This is a genomic window from Paludibaculum fermentans, from assembly GCF_051172195.1.
In the GTDB taxonomy this organism is placed as follows: Bacteria; Acidobacteriota; Terriglobia; order Bryobacterales; family Bryobacteraceae; genus Paludibaculum; species Paludibaculum fermentans_A.
The window spans coordinates 381681-402963 of the sequence record NZ_JBPJAQ010000003.1 but is presented as its reverse complement, the minus strand read 5'-3'; the positions used below and the strand labels follow the sequence as shown (position 1 = coordinate 402963).

19 protein-coding genes are annotated in these 21283 nt (G+C 63.2%); 11 read left to right on the top strand and 8 right to left on the bottom strand.

From position 1 onward, the window contains the following. The first annotated feature begins 6 nt into the window (after positions 1-6). From ACR9Y2_RS35605 to ACR9Y2_RS35595, 3 genes are read left to right on the top strand one after another with little or no spacing between them, the layout of a single operon-like run. The gene (locus ACR9Y2_RS35605) at positions 7-369 is read left to right on the top strand and encodes a DUF2304 family protein (protein WP_435046665.1); all 363 of its coding nucleotides are present in this window, start codon (positions 7-9) and stop codon (positions 367-369) included. Beyond that, positions 344-2074 (top strand): tetratricopeptide repeat protein, encoded by a 1731-nt coding sequence (locus tag ACR9Y2_RS35600; RefSeq protein WP_435046664.1) that lies wholly within the window; start codon positions 344-346, stop codon positions 2072-2074. Before ACR9Y2_RS35605 ends, ACR9Y2_RS35600 begins: the two co-directional genes overlap by 26 nt. 7 nt (positions 2075-2081) lie before the next feature. Further along, a complete protein-coding gene (locus ACR9Y2_RS35595; protein ID WP_435046663.1) occupies positions 2082-3164 on the top strand; it encodes a glycosyltransferase family 4 protein in 1083 nt (360 codons plus the stop codon). Here the strand turns inward: ACR9Y2_RS35595 and ACR9Y2_RS35590 are convergent. From ACR9Y2_RS35590 to ACR9Y2_RS35560, 7 genes are all read right to left on the bottom strand, one after another. Next, entirely contained in the window at positions 3121-3957 is an 837-nt protein-coding gene (locus ACR9Y2_RS35590; protein WP_435046662.1) for a 2,3,4,5-tetrahydropyridine-2,6-dicarboxylate N-succinyltransferase, read from the bottom strand. The two genes, ACR9Y2_RS35595 and ACR9Y2_RS35590, sit on opposite strands and share 44 nt — an antisense overlap. A gap of 10 nt (positions 3958-3967) precedes the next feature. Further along, positions 3968-4855: a 4-hydroxy-tetrahydrodipicolinate synthase gene (dapA, locus tag ACR9Y2_RS35585; protein WP_435046661.1), complete on the bottom strand. Its 888-nt coding sequence runs from the start codon at positions 4853-4855 to the stop codon at positions 3968-3970. A 24-nt stretch (positions 4856-4879) separates the two neighbouring features. After that, complete coding sequence (locus tag ACR9Y2_RS35580; protein WP_435046660.1) at positions 4880-5584, bottom strand: 4-hydroxy-tetrahydrodipicolinate reductase; 705 nt, start codon at positions 5582-5584, stop codon at positions 4880-4882. After that, the gene (lysC, locus tag ACR9Y2_RS35575) at positions 5581-6951 is read right to left on the bottom strand and encodes a lysine-sensitive aspartokinase 3 (protein WP_435046659.1); all 1371 of its coding nucleotides are present in this window, start codon (positions 6949-6951) and stop codon (positions 5581-5583) included. Before lysC ends, ACR9Y2_RS35580 begins: the two co-directional genes overlap by 4 nt. A 52-nt stretch (positions 6952-7003) precedes the next feature. Beyond that, the gene (gene asd / locus ACR9Y2_RS35570; protein WP_435046658.1) at positions 7004-8053 is read right to left on the bottom strand and encodes an aspartate-semialdehyde dehydrogenase; all 1050 of its coding nucleotides are present in this window, start codon (positions 8051-8053) and stop codon (positions 7004-7006) included. Between the two features lie 85 nt (positions 8054-8138). Beyond that, positions 8139-9146 carry a M20/M25/M40 family metallo-hydrolase gene (locus ACR9Y2_RS35565; RefSeq protein ID WP_435046657.1) on the bottom strand — a complete coding sequence of 336 codons (1008 nt, stop codon included), beginning with the start codon at positions 9144-9146 and terminating at the stop codon, positions 8139-8141. A gap of 97 nt (positions 9147-9243) precedes the next feature. After that, positions 9244-11004 carry an endo-1,4-beta-xylanase gene (locus tag ACR9Y2_RS35560; protein WP_435046656.1) on the bottom strand — a complete coding sequence of 587 codons (1761 nt, stop codon included), beginning with the start codon at positions 11002-11004 and terminating at the stop codon, positions 9244-9246. 61 nt (positions 11005-11065) lie between these two features. Between ACR9Y2_RS35560 and ACR9Y2_RS35555 the strand changes: the two genes are divergently transcribed. The 5 genes from ACR9Y2_RS35555 (at position 11066) to ACR9Y2_RS35535 (ending at position 18536) form a co-directional block, all read left to right on the top strand. Then, positions 11066-11914: a YihY/virulence factor BrkB family protein gene (locus ACR9Y2_RS35555; RefSeq protein ID WP_435046655.1), complete on the top strand. Its 849-nt coding sequence runs from the start codon at positions 11066-11068 to the stop codon at positions 11912-11914. Positions 11915-11937: 23 nt separating this feature from the next. Then, entirely contained in the window at positions 11938-13965 is a 2028-nt protein-coding gene (gene uvrB, locus ACR9Y2_RS35550) for an excinuclease ABC subunit UvrB (protein WP_435046654.1), read from the top strand. Further along, positions 13916-14752, top strand: coding sequence for a hypothetical protein (locus ACR9Y2_RS35545; protein ID WP_435046653.1), 837 nt, complete (start codon positions 13916-13918; stop codon positions 14750-14752). Before uvrB ends, ACR9Y2_RS35545 begins: the two co-directional genes overlap by 50 nt. Positions 14753-14906: 154 nt before the next feature. Further along, entirely contained in the window at positions 14907-17591 is a 2685-nt protein-coding gene (gene aceE, locus ACR9Y2_RS35540) for a pyruvate dehydrogenase (acetyl-transferring), homodimeric type (RefSeq protein WP_435046652.1), read from the top strand. Positions 17592-17705: 114 nt separating this feature from the next. Next, positions 17706-18536 (top strand): 3-keto-disaccharide hydrolase, encoded by an 831-nt coding sequence (locus ACR9Y2_RS35535; RefSeq protein WP_435046651.1) that lies wholly within the window; start codon positions 17706-17708, stop codon positions 18534-18536. Here ACR9Y2_RS35535 and ACR9Y2_RS35530 read toward each other — a convergent pair. After that, complete coding sequence (locus ACR9Y2_RS35530; RefSeq protein ID WP_435046650.1) at positions 18521-19024, bottom strand: hypothetical protein; 504 nt, start codon at positions 19022-19024, stop codon at positions 18521-18523. The two genes, ACR9Y2_RS35535 and ACR9Y2_RS35530, sit on opposite strands and share 16 nt — an antisense overlap. A gap of 192 nt (positions 19025-19216) precedes the next feature. Here ACR9Y2_RS35530 and ACR9Y2_RS35525 point away from each other — a divergent pair, with 192 nt between their 5' ends. Genes ACR9Y2_RS35525 through ACR9Y2_RS35515 form a run of 3 tightly spaced genes read left to right on the top strand, consistent with a single transcriptional unit; the run spans position 19217 to position 21232 of the window. After that, the gene (locus ACR9Y2_RS35525) at positions 19217-19807 is read left to right on the top strand and encodes a UbiX family flavin prenyltransferase (protein WP_435046649.1); all 591 of its coding nucleotides are present in this window, start codon (positions 19217-19219) and stop codon (positions 19805-19807) included. A 22-nt stretch (positions 19808-19829) separates the two neighbouring features. After that, positions 19830-20723, top strand: a complete 894-nt coding sequence (locus ACR9Y2_RS35520; protein WP_435046648.1) for a helix-turn-helix transcriptional regulator — start codon at positions 19830-19832, stop codon at positions 20721-20723. 53 nt (positions 20724-20776) lie between these two features. After that, complete coding sequence (locus tag ACR9Y2_RS35515) at positions 20777-21232, top strand: VOC family protein (RefSeq protein ID WP_435046647.1); 456 nt, start codon at positions 20777-20779, stop codon at positions 21230-21232. Positions 21233-21283: the final 51 nt, after the last annotated feature.

The following is a 21283-nucleotide window of genomic DNA, read 5'->3' as shown; positions in this document are numbered from 1 at the left end:
TTCGACATGGAGTTGCTGCTGGACATCCTGACGGGCCTGGGCGTGCTGCTGCTGGTGATTGTGCTGCGCTCGCTGCGGCGCGACCACATCCGGGTGGAGCATTCCGTGAGCTGGCTGGCGGCGGCGGTGGCGCTGATTGCGTTGTCGCGGAGCGGTCCGCTGCTGGTGCGGCTCTCCGGCTATATTGAGCTGAAGGAACCGGCGATTACGCTGCTGTTCCTGATCCTGATTGTGTTTCTGGGCGTGTTTTACCGCTTCTCGCGCGCGATCTCAGAACTGAAAGACATGAACATCACCCTTACGCAGAGGGTGGCGATTCTCGAGTACAAACTGCAACGACAGAATGAAGAACAGCAAGCGAAACACTGAGAACGTGCCGCGCAGTGCGGCGGCGGCGCCCGTGAGTATCCCGGCGGCGGGCCTGCCCTGGTGGGCGCCATTGACGGCCGCGATCCTGGCGTTGATTGCCTACTTCCCCGCCCTGAACGGCCCATTCCTGTTCGACGATTTGAGCCTGCCGATGATGAGCCGCGGGCAGGGGATCAATTACACGGAGTTCCTGCGGCGCGGTGTCCGCGCGCTGACCAACATCAGCCTGCTGGCCGATAGGGACATGTGGGCGATGAATACGACGCCCTACCACGTGGAGAATTTCCTGTTGCACCTGGTGAACGCGCTGCTGGTGTACTTCATCCTGAAAGCGCTGCTGGAGCGCGCGGGGCGCGCGGGCCGGGGCGTGGTGGTGAGCGCTGGTTTCGGCGCGGCGGTATTTCTGCTGCATCCGCTGCAGACCGAGGCGGTGGCGTATATCGCGAGCCGGAGCGAGGTGTTGAGCGTGTTCTTCAGCTTCGCGGCGCTGCTGGTGTTCCTGCGGCGCAAGGAGGCTGAGGTTTCCTGGGCACACGCCATCCTGGTGCTGCTGCTGATCGGCCTGGGCGCGCTGAGCAAGGAGACGGCGGTGGCGATGGCCGGGGTGCTGCTGCTGACGGATCTGTACTTCCACACGGGATCGCCGTGGGAAGGTGTCGTGAAGAACTGGCGGCTGTATGCTCCGCTGCTGGCGGGCGGACTGGCGGGCGGAGTGTTTGTGTACCGACTGGCCAGCCACGAGGGCACGGCCGGTTCGTCGCTGAGTTTTTCGCCGCTCGACTATCTGTTCACGCAGTTCCAGGTGGTGTGGGTGTATGTGCGGCTGTTTGTGGCTCCCTATGGGCAGAACCTGGACCACGGGTTCCCGATCACGAAGGCTCCGGGCAACGTGCTGTCGTGGCTGGGGCTGCTGGCGATTGTGGCGGCAGTGGGCGCGGCGTTCGTGTGGCGGAAGAAGTATCCGCTGGCGTCTTTGGGCGTGCTGACGTTCTTTGTGCTGCTGACCCCGACCTCGTCGATCCTGCCGATTGCGGATCCGCTGGTGGAGCGCCGCGTTTACTTCGCCTCGATCGGCCTGCTGCTGATTGTGTGCGAGTTCCTGTCGCGCTGGACGCTGAACGGGGCGAAGGTGGCGGGCCTGGCCGCGCTGGCGGCGGTTTTGACGGTGTTGACGATGTTCCGCAGCGATCTTTATACGAGCACGCAGGCGATGTGGGTGGAGTCAGTCAAAGAGAACCCAAAGAACTACCGGGCACAGTTCCAACTGGCGTACTCGTATTACGAGAAGGGCGAATGTTCGAAGTCGCTGGAGCACTACAAGACGGCGTCGCAGCTGCAGAAGCCGGACTACCGGTTGCTGGTCGACTGGGCGCTGGCGCTGGATTGCGCCGAGGATGTGCCGGGGGCGATTGCGCGGCTGCAGGAGGCGACGAAGCTGGAGAACACGTCGACGGCGTGGTCGACGATGGGCATGATCTACGGGAAGCGCAACCAGCCGGAACTGGCGCTGGATGCGCTGAATCACGCGCTGCAGTTGAACCGGCGCGACGCGATGATCTGGGTGTATCGAGGCAACGTGTACTTCACGATGGGCCGGCATGAGCAGGCGCTCTCGGACTTTGAGGCGGCGCTGCACCGGGATCCCGAGAATCCGGCAGCCATTCAGGGCAAGGCGGCCGCGATGAACGCCCTGGGCAGGAAGTAGCGTCCCAGTGCGCATCGGGGTGAACGCGCTGTATCTGATCCCCGGCGGAGTCGGCGGGACGGAGATCTACCTGCGCCGGCTGCTGGAGGCGATGGAGCGGATCTCGAAGCACGAGATTGTTGTATTCACGAATCGCGAAACCGGGCGGATGGGGCGCGAGTGCGTGGAATTGCCGGTGACGGCGACGAGCCGGCCGGGACGGATTCTCTACGAGCAATTGCGATTGCCGGGCGTGCTGCGGCGGGCACGGATCGACGTGGTGCTGAACCCGGGGTTCACGGCTCCGCTGCTGAGCAGGCTGGCGCAGGTGACGGTGTTCCACGACCTGCAGCACAAGCGGCATCCGGAGTTCTTTCGGTGGTTCGACCTGCCGTTCTGGCGGCTGCTGTTGTGGGCCTCGGCGCACCGGTCGCGGCGGCTGATCGCGGTGAGCGAAGCGACGAGGGACGACCTGCTGAAGTTCTATACGCTGGACCCGAAGTCGATCTCGGTGGTCCATCACGGGGTGGAGCCGGAGTTCTTCGAACTGGCCGCGCGGCGGGCAGACGGCGGGTATCTGCTGTGCGCTTCGACCACGCATCCGCACAAGAATCACGAGCGGCTGCTGCGGGTGTTCCAGCGGCTGGTGCAGGAGCAACCGGGGTTGAGCCTGGTGCTGACGGGGGTGAAGGGCTTCGTGACGGGCGAAGTGGAAGGACTGGTGCGCGCACTGGGCCTGGAGGGTTCAGTGGAGCTGAAGGGTTGGGTGCCGCGGGCGGAGTTATACGAGCTGTTCCGGCGGGCGACCGGGTTCATTTATCCGTCGCGATTCGAGGGGTTCGGGATGCCGGTGCTGGAAGCGATGGCGGCAGGGCTGCCGGTGGCTTGCGGAGATATCGAGCCGCTGAGGAGTTTGACGGGCGGGTCGGCGCTGCTGTTTGATCCGGAGAGCGACGAGGCGATGCTGGAGGCGATGCGGAAGCTGGTGCGGGGGGCGGCTCCAAAGGATGGTCCGCTGCGCGCTGCACCGTTTACGTGGCAGCGCGCGGCGGAGCTGACATTGGCGGCTATCGAAGATAGTCTTCGAGGCGGATCTTCTCGTCGGTCTTAGAGTCGCGGTACTTCACGATGACGGGGGTATAGAGCGAGATGCCCCATTCCTGGCCCTTGCCGCGGGTGACAGCGCGAGACCCGGAGACGACGACGGCGTTTTCCGGCACGATGAGCGGCTGGTCGTCGGTAGCGGCGTAGACCTCGCCTTTCACCAGATCGTAGATGGGCGTGGAACGGTTGAGGATGACGCCAGTGCCGAGGACGGCGCGGGTCTTCACGATAGTGCCTTCGTAGACTCCGGTGTTGCCGCCGACCAGGACTTCGTCTTCGATGACCACGGGGAGGGCGCCAATGGGCTCGAGCACGCCTCCGATCTGGGCAGCGGCCGAGATATGGCAACTACGGCCGATCTGGGCGCACGAGCCGATGAGGGCGTGGGAATCGACCATGGTGCTGTCGCCGACATAGGCGCCTACGTTGATGTACATGGGCGGCATGCAGGTGACGCCGCGGCCGAGGAAGCAGCCGTCGCGAATGGAGCTGCCGCCGGGCACGATGCGGACGCCGCTATTGACGGCTATGGTGCGGACGGGGTAGGTGTCTTTGTCGAACCAGGGCTGACGGACGGTGTCGATGGACATATCGACGATGACGCCCATGCGGAAGCCGATGAGGATGCCCTTTTTGACCCAGCCGTTGACACGCCAACCGCTGGGGGTGGAGGGGTCGGGTTCGGCCGCGCGGATGCTGCCTTCGTTGAGGGCGTCCTTGAAGCGGGCGAAGAGGCCGTGATCGGCGGGCGAGTAAGCGGCCGGAGGATTGTCGAACAGCGTTTCGATTCCGTTTTGCATGCTTGGTTTCCTAGTTGGCGATGAGTCCGGTGCTGAGCAGTACGGCTTCGAGCTTGGCCATGGCGGAGTCGGAGGGCGGGACGAGCGGGAGGCGCCAGACGGGCTGGAGCAGGCCCATGCGGGCCATGGCGGCCTTGACGGGGATGGGGTTCGATTCGATGAAATTGACTTCCATGAGGGCGAGCCACTGGCGCTGGAGGGCGCGGGCGGCGGCGAAATCGCCATTGAGGCAGTGGTGGGCGATGGCGGCCATGACTCCGGGGATTTCGTTGGAAGCGACGGAGATGATGCCTTTGCCGCCAAGGCCGGCGAGGGCGATGGTGATGGCGTCGTCGCCGCTGAGGATGTCGAAGGATTCGGGCAAGGTGGCGCAGAGGTTCGCCTGTTGGGCGATGTTGCCGCTGGCTTCCTTGACGCCGACGATGTTGTCGATTTCAGCGAGGCGGCGCAGGGTGGCGGGCTCGACATTGACGCCGGTGCGGCCGGCGACGCTGTAGACGACAATGGGCACCTTCACGGACGCGGCGATGGCCTGGTAGTGCTGGTAGAGGCCTTCCTGGGTGGGCTTGTTGTAGTAGGGGGTGACGGAGAGGAGGCCGTCGGCGCCGAGGGCTTCGAGCTCTTTGGCCAGGGCGATGACTTCGGCGGTGTTGTAGCCGCCGGCACCGGCGAGGACGGGCACCTTGCCTTTGGCCTCTTCGAGAGTGATCTCGACGACGCGGAGGTGTTCAGCGTGCGTGAGGGTGGGGCTTTCGCCGGTAGTGCCGCAGGGCACCAGGAAGTGAATGCCCGCCTCGATCTGACGCCGGACCAACTTGCGCAGAGAGGCCTCATCCAGGCTTTGATCCGGGTGAAAGGGCGTCACCAACGCGGTGCCGCAACCTTGGAATTGAGACATGTCTAATCCTTTCGATTCGCTGCTCTACGACTGGGGTTCGGACGAAAACAGAATCTCGCTAAATTCGTGGACGCCTTTGTTGCCGGCGATCCACCTGGCGGCGTGCAGGGCTCCGCGGGCAAAGCCTTCGCGGCTGCGGGCGGTGTGGCGCAGGGTGATGGTGTCGGCAGCGGAGTCGAAGCCGATTTCGTGGGTGCCGGGTACGGCGCCGGCGCGATTGCTGGCGACGTCGACGTGGTTGTGATAGCCGGCGGCGCGCATGCCCTCGACGAGCTTCAGGAGGGTGCCGGAGGGGGCGTCTTTCTTGGCGCTGTGATGGAGCTCCCAGGCCCAGGCTTCGTAGGCGGGCTGCTGCTGCATCCAGACGGCGGCTTCAGCCACGATGCGCTGGAAGATGTTCACACCGATGGAGTAGTTGGGGCTGTAGACCAGGCCGGCATGGTTGTTCTCGAAGAGTTGCCGGACGTGATCGAGCTGGCCAAACCAGCCGGTGGTGCCGGCGACAGTGGGAACACGCAGGACGGCAAGTTTTTCCAGGTTGGCGACGGCCGCGTCGGGCGCGGTGAACTCGATGGCGGCGTGGACGTCGCGGAAGTTCTCCGCGGTGAAGCCGGAGCCGTTCACGTTGTTGTGGATGTCGAGGATGAGGGTGACCTCGAAGCCGTACTCGGGGGCGAGACCTTCGAGCATCTTCCCCATTTTGCCGTAGCCGATGAGAGCCAGTTTCACTGGAAAACCTCCGGATCCAAATCGCGGAAAAACTCCTGGTGCAGGGCTTCGACGCCTCGCACGAGGTCTGCGCCATCGACGACGACGCTGACATTGAGCAGGGACGCGCCCTGGGTGATCATGCGGATATTCACGGTCTCCAAGGCGGAGAAGATGCGTTTGGCGATGCCGGGGGTTTCGCGTAGAGCGTCGCCGACGAGGCAGATCAGCGCCTGGTTCGGGACGACGGTGACTTCGGCGATCTTGGAGAGTTCGGCCTCGATGTCGGCGAGGTACTGGGTTTGATCGATGGTTAGCGAGACGCTGACTTCGGAGGTGGAGACCATGTCGACGGGGGTGCGGTAGCGGTCGAAGACCTCGAAGATGCGGCGCAGGAAGCCGTGGGCCATCAGCATGCGGAGGCTGCGGATGTTGACGACGGTGATGTCGCGTTTGCAGGCGATGGACTTGACCGAGTTGCGGCACTCGACGTTGTCGGCCACGATGAGCGTGCCGGCGACCTCGGGGCGGCGGGAGTTGAGGATCCGCACCGGGATGTTCTTCTCGATGGCAGGCTGGACGGTGGCGGGGTGGAGGACTTTGGCGCCGAAGTAGGCGAGTTCAGCGGCTTCGGCGAAGGAGATGTTTTTGACGAGATGGCCGCCGGGCAGGACTCGCGGATCGCAGGTGAGCATGCCGTCGACGTCGGTCCAGATCTGGATTTCTTCGGCGCCGATGCCGGCTCCGGCGATGGCGGCGGAGAAGTCGCTGCCACCACGGCCGAGGGTGGTGGTGACGCCGTCGGCGGTGGCCCCGATGAAGCCGCCCATGATGACGACGCGGCCCTGCATAAGGGGCACGGCCTTTTCCTTGAAGCGCGAGTAGGTGCGGCTGTAGAGGGGCAGCGCCTGGGTGTGGCGGCTGTCGGTGATGAGGACGGAGCGGGCGTCGAGGTGGGCCGCGGGCAGGCCGAAGGCGGGCAGCGCCAGCGCCACCAGGGCGGAGGAGAGCCGCTCGCCGTAACTGCAGACTTCGTCCCACAGCAGGGGGGTGATCTGGCCGGCGGTGGCGATGGCTTCGAGGGTGGTTTCCAGGGCCTCGAAGTTGTTCTCGAGCACGAGCTCCATGGTGGAGGCGCTCTCGGTGGGAATGATCTTACCGGCTTCGGTGCGGTGGAAGCCGCGCAGGTCCTCGGCGTCGCGGAGAGCATCGGCCAGGTTGCCGGCAGCAGCCTTGTCGGCGGCCGCCAGCAGCTTATTGGTGGTCTTGCCCATGGCGGAGACCACGACGAGGGGCCGCTGTTCAAAACGCGGGCGGATGATGCCGGCCACCCGCTCAATCGCCGCGGCGCTCTCCACGGAGGTGCCGCCAAACTTCATTACGATCATGGGTTCTTCCTGAAGGGGCCCATGACCAGCGGGCCCCGGTTCCGGTGGGGCCTTAGTCTAAAAGGCCTTCGCTATACATCAGTTCGGCGTTGAGCACGGCTGCTCCGGCTGCGCCTCGAATGGTGTTGTGGCCCAGGCAGACGAACTTGTAGTCGAGCACGGGGCACTCGCGCAGGCGGCCGACGGTGACGCACATGCCGTTTTCGCGGATGGCGTCGCGGCGCGGCTGCGGCCGGTTCTCCTCGGTGAGGTAGAGCACCGGCTTCTTGGGGGCGCTGGGCAGATTGCGCTGTTGCGGGACGGAGGTGTAGTTCTGATAGGCGGCGAGGATCTCGGCGAGAGACGCCTTGTTGCGCAGGCCGACGCTGACGGTGATGGTGTGGCCGTCGACGACGGGAACGCGGTTGCAATGAGCGCTCATGCGGGCCGGGAGCGGTTCGATGTGGTCGCCGGCAAAGGTACCCATGATCTTCTGGGTTTCGATCTCCATTTTGGCCTCTTCGCCGCCGATGAAGGGGATCACATTGCCCATGATGTCCAGGGAGGGGACGCCGGGGTAGCCGGCTCCGGAGATGGCCTGCATGGTGGTGGCGATGATGGTTTCGATGCCGAAGGGCATGAGGGGGGCGAGGCCCATGGTGAGGGCGACGGTGCTGCAGTTGGGATTGGTGGCGATGGCGCCCTTCCAGCCGCGGGCCTTCTGGGCGGCGAGCAGGCGGAGGTGATCGGGATTGATTTCGGGCACCAGTAGCGGCACGTCCAATTCCATGCGGTGGTTCTTGGAGTTGGACACAACCAGATGGCCCGCTTCCGCGAAAGCGCGTTCGATTTCGGTGGCGACAGAGGCGTCCATGGCCGAGAACATGAGCTTGGGTGCGCCGTTGCCGGGCTTGCAGTCGGAGACGGTGAGGGCAGCGACGCGTTCCGGCATGGAGCCGTCGAGACGCCAGGAAGTGGCTTCGGCGTACTTCTTACCCGCGCTGCGGTCGCTGGCCCCGGCCCAAGTGAGTTCGAACCAGGGATGGCCTTCGAGGAACTTCACGAAGCTCTGCCCCACCATACCGGTGGCGCCTAGCACGCCGACTTCGATCTTCTTGTTCATGTCCATTACTTCCTTCTGTCAAACCGGCTTGAGGGTACGGGTATCTCCCGCTTGTCGCCTGGCAGCCGGTGGAGTTGGCCGGCCTTCAGGCGGTGAGGAGGCGCTTCACCATAGTCTTGTAGATGGTGACTGCTTCCAGAAGCTGCGCCTTGGGCACGCGCTCTTCGCTGGTGTGGGCGACATGGATGGTGCCGGGTCCCAGCAGAAAAGGTTGGCCCCAGGCGCCGCCAAACGCCGGGATGTCGGTGGTGTAGGCCACCACCGTGGTTGCGAAGCCTTCCAGCGAGCCGAGATGGATCGCGGGAATGCACAAAATCTCCTCAGCCTCGGCCAGCGCGCCGGCGGCCGTGGTGACGGCGGTCCGGACAGGCTCGGGATCACCGACCAGGCGGAACATCAAGGCGGCCTCGGCGGCATCGGGCACCACGTTGGGTGCGCGGCCGCCCTGAATCTGGCCGATGTTCAGGGTGCAGGGCCCGAGGATTCCGTCGATGGGCAGGGCGATGGCGCGGATGCGCTGGAGGGCATCGAGCAGTTTCTCGATGGCCGATTCGCCGAGCTCCGGGTAGGCCGAGTGAGCCATGCGTCCGGAGGCTTTGAGTTCGTAGCGGAGAGCGCCTTTGCTGCCCAGTGCCAACTGGTTCTCAGTGGGCTCGCCGTTGATGATGAATTTCGAGCCGCGCGGAGTTTTGGCGGCGTGATACGCGCCGGCGCTGTTGCGTTCCTCGCCGACGACGAAGAGCAGCCCGAAATTGCGGACACCTTCGGTGAGGAGGTCAGTGGCAGCGCAGAGCATGGCGGCGATGATGCCTTTGACATCGCAGGCGCCGCGGCCCCAGATGTTCGCCTCGTCTTCACGCGACGGAAAGAAGGGCGGCACGGTGTCCAGGTGGGTGGACAGGGTGACGATGGGGGTGCCGAAGCAGGCAAAAATATTGAAACGGCGGGGTTCGACTTCGATGGCTTCGAGGTGGCCGTTGTGGGCGCGCGTCAACTCACCGAGAAGCGAGAGCAGGTAGTCTCCGACCGGCTCTTCATTCCCGGTGATGGACTCGATGTCCACCAGCGCGCGTGTGAGAGAGAAGACATCCATGATGGATGGGGAAACTCCAAGATATCGAACCTGCGGGTCTTGGATCAACCCATGCGCCCAATCCGGGCCCTATCATGCGATTTTTGCGGGGATTGCGTCAGGGTGCGGGCTCCAACTGGACCGTCACGAGATTGTCTCCCGCCGCAAGGGTGAATGAGACGACTTTCGATTGGGTGCCGGCGGTCACTTCCACTTCATAGTCTCCGAGAAACCCGCGAAGTCCCATTGCGCCTTCGGGCCCGGTGGGGTTGGTTTCGTCGGTCCACCAGGCACCGTAGACGAGTTGCCGCCAGACATCGAAGTTTGGTTTGGTGGTCCAATCCCTGCGGATCATGGCGCCGACGGGCAGCCAGTGGCGGCCTTCCCAGAAGCCCCACATCAGGAGATTCGTGACGGCGGGATGGCTGAAGGCGGTGATGAGGAGATCGCGGGTGAACTGGGCCTGCAACGCCTCGTCCGTGGTGTTGAAGTCGAATTCGGTGATCTCAATCTGCTTGCCATAGCGAGCGAAGCGGTCGAGGATGCGAAGCATGGTCTCGGGCGGGGTCGGGGTGCTGAAGTGGCCTTGCATGCCGATACCCTGCACACCGGCATCGAGGGCATCGAGGTTCTCGATGATCCGGGCGAAACCGTTCTGATGGGCGAAATCGACCCCGTTTGAGCTGAGGATGCTGTAGTCGTTGATGAAGAGGTTCACCGTTGGGTCGAAGAGACGAGCCTGGCGGAACCAGGCCGCCATCTCAGCGTCGCCGAGGATCTTTTGGAGGTCTGTGTTGGTGTAGGCCTCATTGATGACATCCCAGTCAATCAGGGTGCCGCTGGTTGCAGAGACCTCGTCCTGGATATGGTCGAGGATCCGCCGGCGGAGGGCTTCCGGATCGCTTTCCAGCGCCTTCACGCTGGCGGGCAGGTACTGCCAGCCGGGCCAGACCAGATTGTGGCCGCGTATCTTCGAGATGCCGTGGTCCTGCATCCAGCGGATGCCGTTGAGGGCGCGCTGCCGGTTCGATTCCCAGCCTTGCCACTTCAGATCGTTCTCGAAGACAACGAGGTTGAAATTATCGAGGATGAACTGGCGGTACTTTTCGCTGTCGAGCGAAGTTCCCAGCAGGAGATCGGCGGCCACGGCTGAGCCGAAGCCGAAGGCATGTTTCCTCATTCGGACGTGGACGGAGGCGCCGGGCACGGGATTGCCGCCGGCATCCAGGACGAGCACGGCCAGGTTGCCTTTGCGGATTTCGTCGATGCGCTGGAGGGCGGCGGAGCGCCAGGCTGCGTCCGGGGCGGAGCCGTCGTAGGCGGTGTCGATGCCGAGGTCGGCCGCAGTGATCCCGGGACCGTAGTTGAGGAACGAAATCCCTGCAAGGTCAGCCACTTGCAACTGCTCGCCCATCCAGAAATCGAGAGAGTAGCCACCGGCCGCGTAGTCTTCCGCCATGGGGAATATGAGGTTGAATTGTTTCCAGGTGGTTCCGGATAGGAGCGTTGTGTTGGCGGATTTTGTGTAGGGCGAGTCGCGACGCTCGACGTTGAGGCGGGTGACGCAGCCCGTATCTTCGGGGGCGATGCACCGTATGTTGAACGAGGCGACGATGACGTCGTTTTTCCGAACCGGCGCGCCGCCCAGGACGCGAATCCGGTTATCCCAGGGGTTGGCCGGCAGCGCACGTGTGGTGAGGCGAAGGGCGGACTGGAAGCCCGGGCCGTCAACCGGAACTATCTCCGCACCAGCGGCGGAGGCGGAGCCGGAGTATTTGAATAGCAGCAACGGCTCGCCATTGAGCAGGGGTACGGGATGCTCCAAGCTCTGTGCCTGTCCCCAGATGGGGATGAATAGCAGCAAGAAGAAGCGGCGCATGGAGTGCAGATTCCAGCCACAGTATACCGAGTCGAAGATACCGGCCTTGGATTTGGGATAATTGCCGGTTGAAGTGAGCCAGAACTGGAGCAGATTCCGCCGTGCAGTGCTGTGCGCCTATGAGCACGGCAGCCTGGGTTTCGCCAAAGGCGCGGCCTATTCGGCGCTGCTCGCGTTCTTCCCGATTCTGACCACGACGACCGCGATTCTGGTTCACGTGAACGCGGGCACGCTTTCGATGAAGATCGTGGGCGCGCTGTTCAAGGTGGTTCCGCCGGGAGTGGGTGACCTGATCCGGCAGATCCTGTCACACGGCACGCGGCCGCTGGCGCTGCCGATCCTGGCGATCCTGCTCTCGCTGTGGGCGGGGTCGGGCGTGATGATGAGCCTGATGGAGGGTTTCCAGGCGGCTTATCAAAGAAAGAGCGGCCGGGGCATGTTACACAACCGGGGCATTGCGATGTGGCTGGTGATGGTGGCCATTGGACCCGTAGTGGGAGCTTCGGCGCTGATGCTGTTCGGCGATATGGCGGAGAACGGCGCGATGCGGCTGTTGGGCCTGCTGGATGCGGGCGAGACGCTGAAGGGCGGGGTGAAGCTGGTGAGCCTGGTGGTGCGGTATGTGCTGGCGCTGGGCACGATTGTAGTGGTGACGGCGATGCTCTACCTGTTTGGTCCGGATGCGGGCAAGGGCCGCAAGGTATGGCCGGGCTCGCTGGTGGCGACCGGGTTGTGGCTGGGCATCACGCTGGTGTTTGCATGGTATGTGCGGAATATCGCCAACTACAATCTGTTGTATGGCAGCATCGGGGCAGTGATGGCGCTGTGCGTGTGGATGTACCTGCTGGCGCTCTCGGCGATGATCGGCTGTGAATTCAACGCGCAGTCGGACCTCGGCAAAAAGCTCTGAGCGCGCTCCTTATACTGGAAATCGTGGCATACCGGCTCGGCATCGACTACCAACCGCGGGGCGATCAGCCCCAGGCAATCGAACAAATCGTCAGGGGGATCAACGACGGCGAGCAGCATCAGGTGCTGCTGGGCGTGACTGGCTCCGGCAAGACCTTCACGATGGCGAAGGTGATCCAGGAGACGGAGCGGCCCGCGCTGGTCATGGCGCACAACAAGATCCTGGCGGCGCAGTTATACCAGGAGTTCAAAACATTCTTTCCACAGAACGCGGTGGAGTATTTCGTCAGCTACTACGACTACTACCAGCCCGAGGCGTACGTACCGGCTTCGGATACGTATATCGAGAAGGAAGCAACCGTCAACGACGAATTGGACAAGTTGCGGCTGGCGGCGACCAAGACGCTGTTTGAGCGGCGGGACTGCATCATCGTGGCCAGTGTGAGCTGCATTTACGGCCTGGGTTCGCCGGAAGCCTACTACGGCATGCTGCTGATGCTGGAGAAGGGCCACAGGATGCCGCGCGAGCAGATCACCTCGAAGCTGGTGGAAATTCTCTACGAGCGCAATGACTTCGATTTCCGGCGCGGGACGTTCCGTGTGCGGGGCGACGTGATCGAGATCTGGCCGACTTACGATGACGACGCCTATCGGATTGAGCTATGGGGCGATGAGATCGAGGCGCTGTCGAAGATCGATCCGCTGCTGGGGCAAGTGAAGGAGAGCTACGTCCGCCTGCCCATTTACCCGAAGACGCACTACGTAATGCCGCCGGAGACGAAGCAGGAGGCGGTGGAGAGCATTGAGCAGGAACTGGCGTGGTGGCACAAGGAACTGGAGAAGCAGGGCAAGCTGATCGAGGCGCAGCGGCTGTACCAGCGGACGATGTTCGACCTGGAGATGATCCGGCAGATGGGCTACTGCCACGGAATCGAGAATTATTCGCGGCATTTCAGCGGGCGACTGCCGGGCGAACCGCCGCCGACACTGCTGGATTACCTGCCGGCCGATGCGCTGCTGATGATCGATGAGAGCCACCAGACGGTGCCGCAGATCGGGGGCATGTATCACGGTGACCGGTCGCGCAAGAACACGCTGGTCAACTTTGGGTTCCGGCTGCCGAGCGCGCTGGACAACCGGCCGCTGACATTTGAGGAGTTTGAGAACCGGGTGCACCAGACGCTGTATGTGTCGGCGACGCCGGGTCCGTTTGAGCTGAAGCGAACGGCGGGTGTGGTGGTGGAGCAGGTGATCCGGCCGACGGGCCTGGTGGATCCTCCGGTGGAGGTGCGGCCGATCAAGGGGCAGGTGGACGACCTGCTGCACGAGATCAGGAAGCGGGTGGCGGAGAACGAGAGGGTACTGATTACCACGCTGACGAAGCGGATGGCGGAAGACCTGCACGAGTATTATGCCGAGTTGGGCGTGAAGAACGCCTATATGCACTCGGAGGTGTCGGCGCTGGATCGCGTGAAGATCCTGCGGGATCTGAGGCGCGGCGACATCGATGTCCTGATTGGAGTGAATCTGTTGAGGGAGGGGCTGGATCTGCCCGAAGTTTCGCTGGTGGCGATTCTGGACGCGGACAAGGAAGGCTTCCTGCGGTCGACGGGCTCGCTGATCCAGACCATTGGGCGAGCGGCGCGGCATCTGAACGGGCGGGCCATTCTCTATGCGGATGTCATGACAGACAGCATGAAGAGGGCGATATCGGAGACGGACCGCCGGCGGCGCATCCAGGTGGATTACAACGTGGAGAACAACATTACTCCGCAGTCGATCGTGAAACCGATCGATATGAGTCTCATCGCGGTGGCCGAGATGGATTACGTCACTCCTCCGCTGGCTGGAGATGAGGAAGTCGAGCTGTTGAGCGTGGAACAGCGGAACACGCTGATTGAGGACCTGGAGCGCAAGATGCGCGAAGCTGCGAAAGCATTTGAATTTGAGAAGGCCGCGCAGTATCGTGATCGAGTCAAGGCATTGAAGTCGCCAACTCCCTATGAGCAAACCCCTGCCGCTGGGACTGATCGCCTCGGGGCGAATGACTGAATCTCCGCTGATACGCTATCCGTCTCTAGTGAGCGACCTGGGTCCGGTGGTGGCCTCCAGCCGCCGCCTGGCCTCGCGCTATGCGAATGCCCTGAGGGCCGGCCACCCGGCCGACGCGAAGGAACTGGGCGGGTGCAGGCTGGTGCTGGTGCAGGCGCCGGCCTGCGAACTGCCGGCTATCCTGTCGATGCTGGTGGAGAGCCAGATTTCGTGGAAATCGAAGGCTCTGGCTTTGATAGACGATGATCTCGACGCCGAGGCACTGCAGCCGATGCGAGCATTGCGGGCGGCTGTCGGCTCAGTGACTCTGGCGCCATCGCGGGAGCGGGGTGTGCTGGTGATCGAAGGAGACGCGGCGGCGGTGCGGGTGATGAATCAGTGGGCGGCGCAGGCGCGGATGAGCTGTATCGAGCTGAAGCCGCAATGCAAAGCGCTGTACGGGGCGGGCCTGATGGCTGCGAATTCGTTGCTGCCGCCTGTTCTGGATGGAGCGATGAGGAGCCTGCGGGCGTCGGGGCTGAGTCAACTGGATTCGAGGCGGATGCTGAGCCTGGTAGTGGAAATGGCGATTCGCGGCCAGCGGGCGCATGGACGGAAGGCCTGGCTGAGTCCGGCTTCGATGTCGCGGCGCCCGGCGGTTTTGAACCAGCTGGCGGCCCTGGCCGAGGTGGATCCGGTGTTGGCGGCGTATTTCCAGCGGTCGCTTATAGCTATTCTTGACTATGTTGGACAGGATCCGGATTGGCTGGGGGACCCGCCGCCCCAAAGCCAGCCGAGTCCGGATTAAGCTGGTGGAGAGCGCCAATGCGGGCCCCGAGATCGTGTCCGCCCTTCTTTCGCCGTTATCAGCGTCCTACCGCGAAGTTTATGCATCGATAAAGTGGACCCCGTACGTCGCCGGAATCAGGGTAAAATCAAAGTAGCTGTCCCCTCTGGATCCCATGCTCAGAAACAAAGTAGAAAAGCCGGAAGACTTGAATCCTGTTGAGACGCAGGAGTGGCTCGAAGCACTCGATCAGGTGATCGAAGAGGGCGGCCCGGAGCGGGCCCGCTACCTGCTCGAACGTCTCGCAGTGAATGCAGCAACCCAGGGCGTGCCTGCCGCCCTTGGCGTCACCACGCCCTATCTGAACACCATTGCGGTGGATGATGAAGTCCCCTACCCGGGCGACCGGGAACTGGAGCGGCGCATCAAGAGCATTGTGCGGTGGAATGCCGTGGCAATGGTCGTGCGTGCGAACAAATACGACGACGGCATTGGCGGTCATATCTCCACCTTCGCCTCTTCCGCCACGCTGTATGAAGTGGGCATGAATCACTTCTTCCGGGGCTCGATTGCCTCGGAGGGCGGCGACCAGCCGGGTGACCTGGTGTATTTTCAGGGCCACGCCTCGCCGGGCATGTACTCGCGAGCCTTTCTCGAAGGGCGCCTGAGCGAAGAGCACCTGAAGAATTTCCGCCACGAGTTGCGTGAGACTCCTGGCCTTAGCTCCTACCCACACCCCTGGCTGATGCCCGATTTCTGGCAGTTCCCGACCGTCAGCATGGGGTTGGGCCCGATCAATGCCATCTACCAGGCGCGCTTCTGCAAGTATCTGGAAAATCGCGGGTTGATGCCCAAGACGAACCGCAAGATCTGGGCTTTCCTGGGCGATGGCGAGATGGATGAGCCGGAATCGCGCGGTGCGCTGCAGATCGCGGCCAACGAGAAGCTGGACAACCTGATCTTCGTGATCAACTGCAACCTGCAGCGGCTGGATGGCCCGGTACGCGGCAACGGCAACATTATGCAGGAGTTGGAAGGCGTCTTCCGGGGCTTCCAGTGGAACGTGATCAAGCTGGTTTGGGGCAGCGACTGGGACCGCCTGCTGGAAAAAGATAAGACGGGCCTGCTGATCCGCCGCATGCACGAGTGTGTGGACGGCGAATTCCAGACCTTCAAAGCACGCGGCGGCGCCTATGTCCGCAGCGAGTTCTTCGGCAAGTATCCGGAACTGCTCGAACTCGTCGAGGACATGACCGACGACGAGATTTTCGCCCTGCGGCGCGGCGGCCACGATCCGGTCAAGGTCTACAACGCTTACAAGAAGGCGTACGAGCACACAGGTGGACCGACGGTGATCCTGGCCAAAACGGTCAAGGGTTATGGCATGGGTGAGGCTGGTGAAGGTCGCAACACGACGCACCAGCAGAAGAAGATGAACGAGAACGAACTCTTGAAGCTGCGCGAGCGCTTCAAGGTTCCGATTCCCGAGGAGACGGTGCACACCGTTTCGTTCTACCGTCCTCCTGAAGACTCTCCGGAGATGAAATATCTGAAGGAGCGCCGCAAGGTGCTGGGCGGACCGCTGCCGATCAGGCAGGTGAAGCCGCTGCATCTGGAGACGCCGCCGATGGAGGAGTTCAACGACTCCCTGGGTGGCAGCGGCGGCCGTCCGGTATCGACGACGATGGCCTTTGTGGCGATCCTGAAGCAAATGCTGAAGGACAAGGTGCTGGGCAAGCTGGTGGTTCCGATTATTCCGGACGAAGCCCGCACGTTCGGCATGGAGAGCCTGTTCCGCCAGATTTCGATCTACGCGCCTTCCGGCCAGCTGTACAAGCCGGTGGACAGTGAACAGTTCCTGTACTACAAGGAGGCCACCGACGGCCAGGTGTTGGAAGAGGGCATCAACGAAGCGGGTTCGCTGGCCAGCTTTACGGCGGCGGGCACGGCGTATGCCAACTACGGCATCCCGATGATTCCGTTCTACATCTACTACTCGATGTTTGGGTTCCAGCGCGTGGGCGACGCCATTTGGGCGTTTGGGGATTCCCGCGGACGCGGCTTCCTGCTGGGCGCCACGGCCGGCCGGACTACCCTGAACGGCGAAGGCCTGCAGCACGAAGACGGCCACAGCCATGTGCTGGCCTCAACCGTACCAAACTGCGTGAGTTACGATCCGGCGTATGCGTACGAGATCGCGACGATCATCCAGGACGGCCTGCACCGGATGTACGGGCAGAACGAGGATGTCTTCTACTACCTGACGCTGTGCAACGAGAACTATGCGCAGCCGGCGATGCCGGAGGGTTCACGCGAAGGGATCCTCAAGGGCATCTACAAAGTACATGCCAGCGAGAACGGTGCGGCCAAGGCTCAGCTGTGGGGCAGCGCCTCGATGTTGAACGAGGCACTGCGCGCGCAGAAGATTCTGTGGGAGAAGTTCCAGATCACGGCCGATGTGTGGAGCGTCACCAGCTATAACGAACTGCGGCGTGAAGCGCTGGATGCCGACCGCTGGAACCGGCTGCACCCGGCTGAACCGGCTCGCAAGCCGTATATCCAGCAGGTGATGGAAGGGACCCAGGGTCCGATCGTAGCGGCCAGCGATTACATGAAGGTGGTCTCGGACCAGCTTTCTCCCTGGCTGAGCGGGCGCCTGACTTCCCTGGGCACCGATGGTTTTGGGCGCAGCGAATCGCGGCCCTACCTGCGGCGCTTCTTCGAAGTGGATGCGGAGTCGATTGTCACGGCGACGATTTCGCAGCTCTCGCGCTGGGGCCAGTTTGACGCGCACAAGGCGCAGCAGGCGATTTTCGAGTTGGGTATCGATCCCGAGAAGAAGAACGCGGCTCGCAACTAGATCGAGTTCAGGACGGGGGCGTGGATCCACTGGGATGCACGCCCCCGTTTTGCGTCTGGGCAAACCGCCCGCTGAAGCAGCCCGCCGTAATATGATGTCGAGGTCAGGTTAATCATGATCCTCTCTCGACCCAAGCCACTTCACTTCATCCTGCTCGCCGCATTGACGGCCACGGCCTGTTTCAGCCAGGAGGCCGCACACAAGAACCGGGACCTGGGCTACGACGACACTCCGCTGATTCCGGGGCAAAAGTGGCGCGTGCACGACAATACGCGCAAGCATCCGCCGAAGGTGACGGCCGCTGCGCAGCCGGGCGGCGCGCCTTCGGACGCGATTGTACTGTTTGACGGCAAAGATTTGTCGCACTGGGTAGCGAAGCTACGCGGCGGCAAGGAAGGTCCGCCGGAGTGGAAGGTGGAGAACGGCTATGTGGAAGTGGCGCCGGGCAAGGGCGGCATCGCGACGAAGGAGAAGTTCGGCGACGCGCAGTACCACATTGAATGGCAGGAGCTGGCCGATGTTTCGGGCACCAGCCAGAGCCGGGGCAACAGCGGGGTGGAGATCATGGGCCGCTATGAGATCCAGGTGCTGGACTCCTACCAGGATCTGACCTACGCCGACGGGCAGGCTGCCTCGATATACGGCCAATGGCCGCCGATGGTGAACGCCACGCGCAAAGCCGGGGAATGGAACGTCTATGACATCGTGTTCGAGGCGCCCAAGTTCGACGGCGATAAGGTGGTGAAGCCGGCCTACATCACTCTGTTCCACAACGGCGTGCTGATGCACAACCGGCAGGAGGTCATCGGGCGGGCGATTCATGCGAGGGTCGCCACCTATGCCCCGCATGCCCCAGAGGAGGCGCTTTCGTTGCAGAACCACGGCAATGCGGTGCGGTTCCGGAACATCTGGGTGCGGCGGCTGAAGGGCTACGACCCGCAGTAATTGCGAGGCTTGCGGCGGCGCAGTCCGAGGAGGATCAGCGGCAGGCCAACAATGAGGGCGGTGCCGGGCTCCGGTACGGCGGATGAGCCGTCTGCCTGCAGGGGAGCGCCGGTGATGGCCAGGACGCTGGTCAAGTCAGAGATCACACCGAACGTGGTGCCGGCGAGCGAAATCTCGTACAGGCTATAGAGCGGGCTGTCGGCCTTGATGAAGTACTCCGAAGGCGAGGCGTAGTAGAAGCCGTCGGTGCCGAGGTCGGCCTGGGTCCAAGTGACGATGCCGCCCCCGCCGAGCTGAAACGACGCTGAGAACGAAGTGAGTTCAGCGGTGTCGATGCCGCCGCTGAGGTCGAGGTCGTCGCCGGTGAATAGGATGGTGAGGGGACCGCCCTGGTCCCACCCGCCTTGAGTGAGTTGGAGAGTCGACGCGCCGGCCTGCGGGCAGAGTGCCCCCAGGGCCAGCGCCAGGCAGAGCGCTGCCAGTTTCATGACGGAATCCAGCCTTTCGTTTGGAGGAGCCCGGCCGGAGGCGCATCGAGCGGCGCCAGGCGGGCTGGGCTCCTGCACAAATACGCGCGGCGGAAGAGAAAAGGGGATCAATTTCGGTGTTGGGTTGGTTTCGGCGGCGCCGTGCCGCGATTGGCTACCCTGATAGACACACGTTCTGATGGAGTTCCTGCCTTGCCACAACGCCTGATTGTCGCCATCACCGGAGCCTCTGGAGCCATCTTCGGCATACGGATGCTCGAGACGCTCGCCCGGGACAAGTCGATTGAGACGCACCTGGTGGTGAGTCCGGCGGGCCGTGCGACCATCGCGCAGGAGACGGACTGGCAACCGCGAGAGGTGGAGGCGCTGGCGAGCGTGGTGCATCCGCCAGGGAACATTGGCGCATCGATTGCCAGCGGGTCGTTCGAAACATTGGGGATGATTGTGGCGCCGTGTTCGATCAAGACACTATCGGCGGTGGCGAACTGCTACTCGTCCGACCTGGTGGCACGGGCCGCGGACGTCCAGTTGAAGGAAGGCCGGCCGGTGGTGCTGATGGTGCGGGAGACGCCGCTGCACAAGGGGCATCTGCGTTTGATGACCGAAGCGGCCGAGCACGGAGCCGTGATCTTTCCGCCAGTGCCGGCGTTTTACGGGCGTCCGAAGACGCTGGATGACATGGTCAATTCGACCGTGGGCCGGGCGTTGGCGCGGGTAGGGATCCGGAATGAGCTGTACTTTGAATGGTTGGGCATGAAGAACCCGACTTCGGACGCCGGTTGATCCGCCTGCTACCCTGCCCTGTATGGCCGCCCGCCTGCAAAACGGCTCGAAGCCCTATCTGTTTCCAGATGGCGCCGGATTCGGGACAGATAATGTCCTGCTGCACGCCAGCGCGCGGCGCCACCGGGTGGAGGAGTTCGCCGGCCCCCTTTCGATCAAGACCGTGCTGAAGGGCTCAGTTGCCTGGGTTGTGGGCGGGCAGGAACTGATGGTCGATCCGGCGACCTTCCTGGTTTTGGGCGCCGGGGAGAAGTACTCGATGAATATCGACTCCGAACGCCGCGTGGAGACCGCGTGCGCATTCTTCCGCGGCGGCTTTGTGGAAGAGATGGCCCAGGATGCGACGGGCCGTGTCGAGGATTCGCTGGAGGCTCCGCAGCGGACGGCGCCCGCGCTGCCGTTTCCATCCCGTCTCCATTGCGATGCAGGCCGATCGATTACCGGCACTGTCGAAACAATGGCGGAGCGAAGTGCCGGCACGCTGTTCCCCAGCGGCTTCGAAGAGGAGTTCCTGCTGCTGTCGAACCGGCTGCTGCTGCTTTACGAGCAGGTCCGAAGCCGCATGGCACGGGTACCCGCAGTGAAAGCCTCAACCCGGGAAGAGCTGTTCCGGCGGCTGGAGAAGGGTCGCGAATATCTGCATTGCCAGGCCGGTGGCGCGATTTCGCTGGAAGAGGTGGCCCGGGCAGCGTGCCTTTCGCGGTACCACTTCCATCGAGCCTTTGCACAGGTATTCGGGCAGACACCGCACTGCTACCTGACCGAATTGCGGTTGAGCCGCGCCCACGCTCAATTGCGGGCGGGGCTGCCGGTGACGGAGGCGTGGCTGGGATCGGGGTTTGAGAACCCTTCGGCCTTCAGCCGGGCGTTCCGCAGGGTCTATGGGCTGACGCCATCCGCGGTGCGCCGAGCCTGAAATTCGCAACATCGGCACAGTCTTTCCACCTTGCCCCGGTTATCGTGGACCTCATGAAAAGAGCTGCCTCGCTGTTGCTGCTACTCGCCTTTGGCGTGGCGGCGCAAGCTCCCCTTGAGAGTTCGAAAGGACGCGGCATGGCGCAGAATGAGCATCTACCCTCGACGGCTTCCCTGGTGATGTTTGGAGTCGACAATCTGGTGCGGTCAGTCAAGTTTTACCGTGACGTGATTTCGCTGCCGTTGCGGAACTCCTCGGAAGAGTTCGCCTTCTTTACGGCCGGGCCGGTGACGCTGGCCTTGAGTGCTCCGCTGGGCAGGGCGGTCCAGCCCAGGGCGGGCGCCATGGAACTCGTTTTCGCCGTATCCAGCGTGAGTGAGTCGTTTGCGGCACTACGCGAGCGTGGCTGCCAGTTCGTCCAGGAGCCGCGGGAGGCATTCCCCGGCTCCTGGGCCGCCACGTTTACGGATCCTGACGGCCACCGGTTGACGCTGTATGGTCCCAAGTGACTTGGCGCGGCCGGGTGGAGGGCCGGATACTATTCAATTGAACCCGAGTGA

Bases quoted from the DNA above. Each gene is read 5' to 3' on its own strand.
- ACR9Y2_RS35515 (WP_435046647.1), top strand. From the start codon at position 20,777: ATGAAAAGAGCTGCCTCGCTGTTGCTGCTACTCGCCTTTGGCGTGGCG.
- aceE (WP_435046652.1), top strand. From the start codon at position 14,907: ATGCTCAGAAACAAAGTAGAAAAGCCGGAAGACTTGAATCCTGTTGAG.
- lysC (WP_435046659.1), bottom strand. From the start codon at position 6,951: ATGATCGTAATGAAGTTTGGCGGCACCTCCGTGGAGAGCGCCGCGGCG.
- ACR9Y2_RS35560 (WP_435046656.1), bottom strand. From the start codon at position 11,004: ATGCGCCGCTTCTTCTTGCTGCTATTCATCCCCATCTGGGGACAGGCA.
- ACR9Y2_RS35565 (WP_435046657.1), bottom strand. From the start codon at position 9,146: ATGGATGTCTTCTCTCTCACACGCGCGCTGGTGGACATCGAGTCCATC.
- asd (WP_435046658.1), bottom strand. From the start codon at position 8,053: ATGAACAAGAAGATCGAAGTCGGCGTGCTAGGCGCCACCGGTATGGTG.
- ACR9Y2_RS35600 (WP_435046664.1), top strand. From the start codon at position 344: ATGAAGAACAGCAAGCGAAACACTGAGAACGTGCCGCGCAGTGCGGCG.
- ACR9Y2_RS35605 (WP_435046665.1), top strand. From the start codon at position 7: ATGGAGTTGCTGCTGGACATCCTGACGGGCCTGGGCGTGCTGCTGCTG.
- ACR9Y2_RS35545 (WP_435046653.1), top strand. From the start codon at position 13,916: ATGAGCAAACCCCTGCCGCTGGGACTGATCGCCTCGGGGCGAATGACT.
- ACR9Y2_RS35590 (WP_435046662.1), bottom strand. From the start codon at position 3,957: ATGCAAAACGGAATCGAAACGCTGTTCGACAATCCTCCGGCCGCTTAC.
- ACR9Y2_RS35535 (WP_435046651.1), top strand. From the start codon at position 17,706: ATGATCCTCTCTCGACCCAAGCCACTTCACTTCATCCTGCTCGCCGCA.
- ACR9Y2_RS35520 (WP_435046648.1), top strand. From the start codon at position 19,830: ATGGCCGCCCGCCTGCAAAACGGCTCGAAGCCCTATCTGTTTCCAGAT.
- ACR9Y2_RS35530 (WP_435046650.1), bottom strand. From the start codon at position 19,024: ATGAAACTGGCAGCGCTCTGCCTGGCGCTGGCCCTGGGGGCACTCTGC.
- dapA (WP_435046661.1), bottom strand. From the start codon at position 4,855: ATGTCTCAATTCCAAGGTTGCGGCACCGCGTTGGTGACGCCCTTTCAC.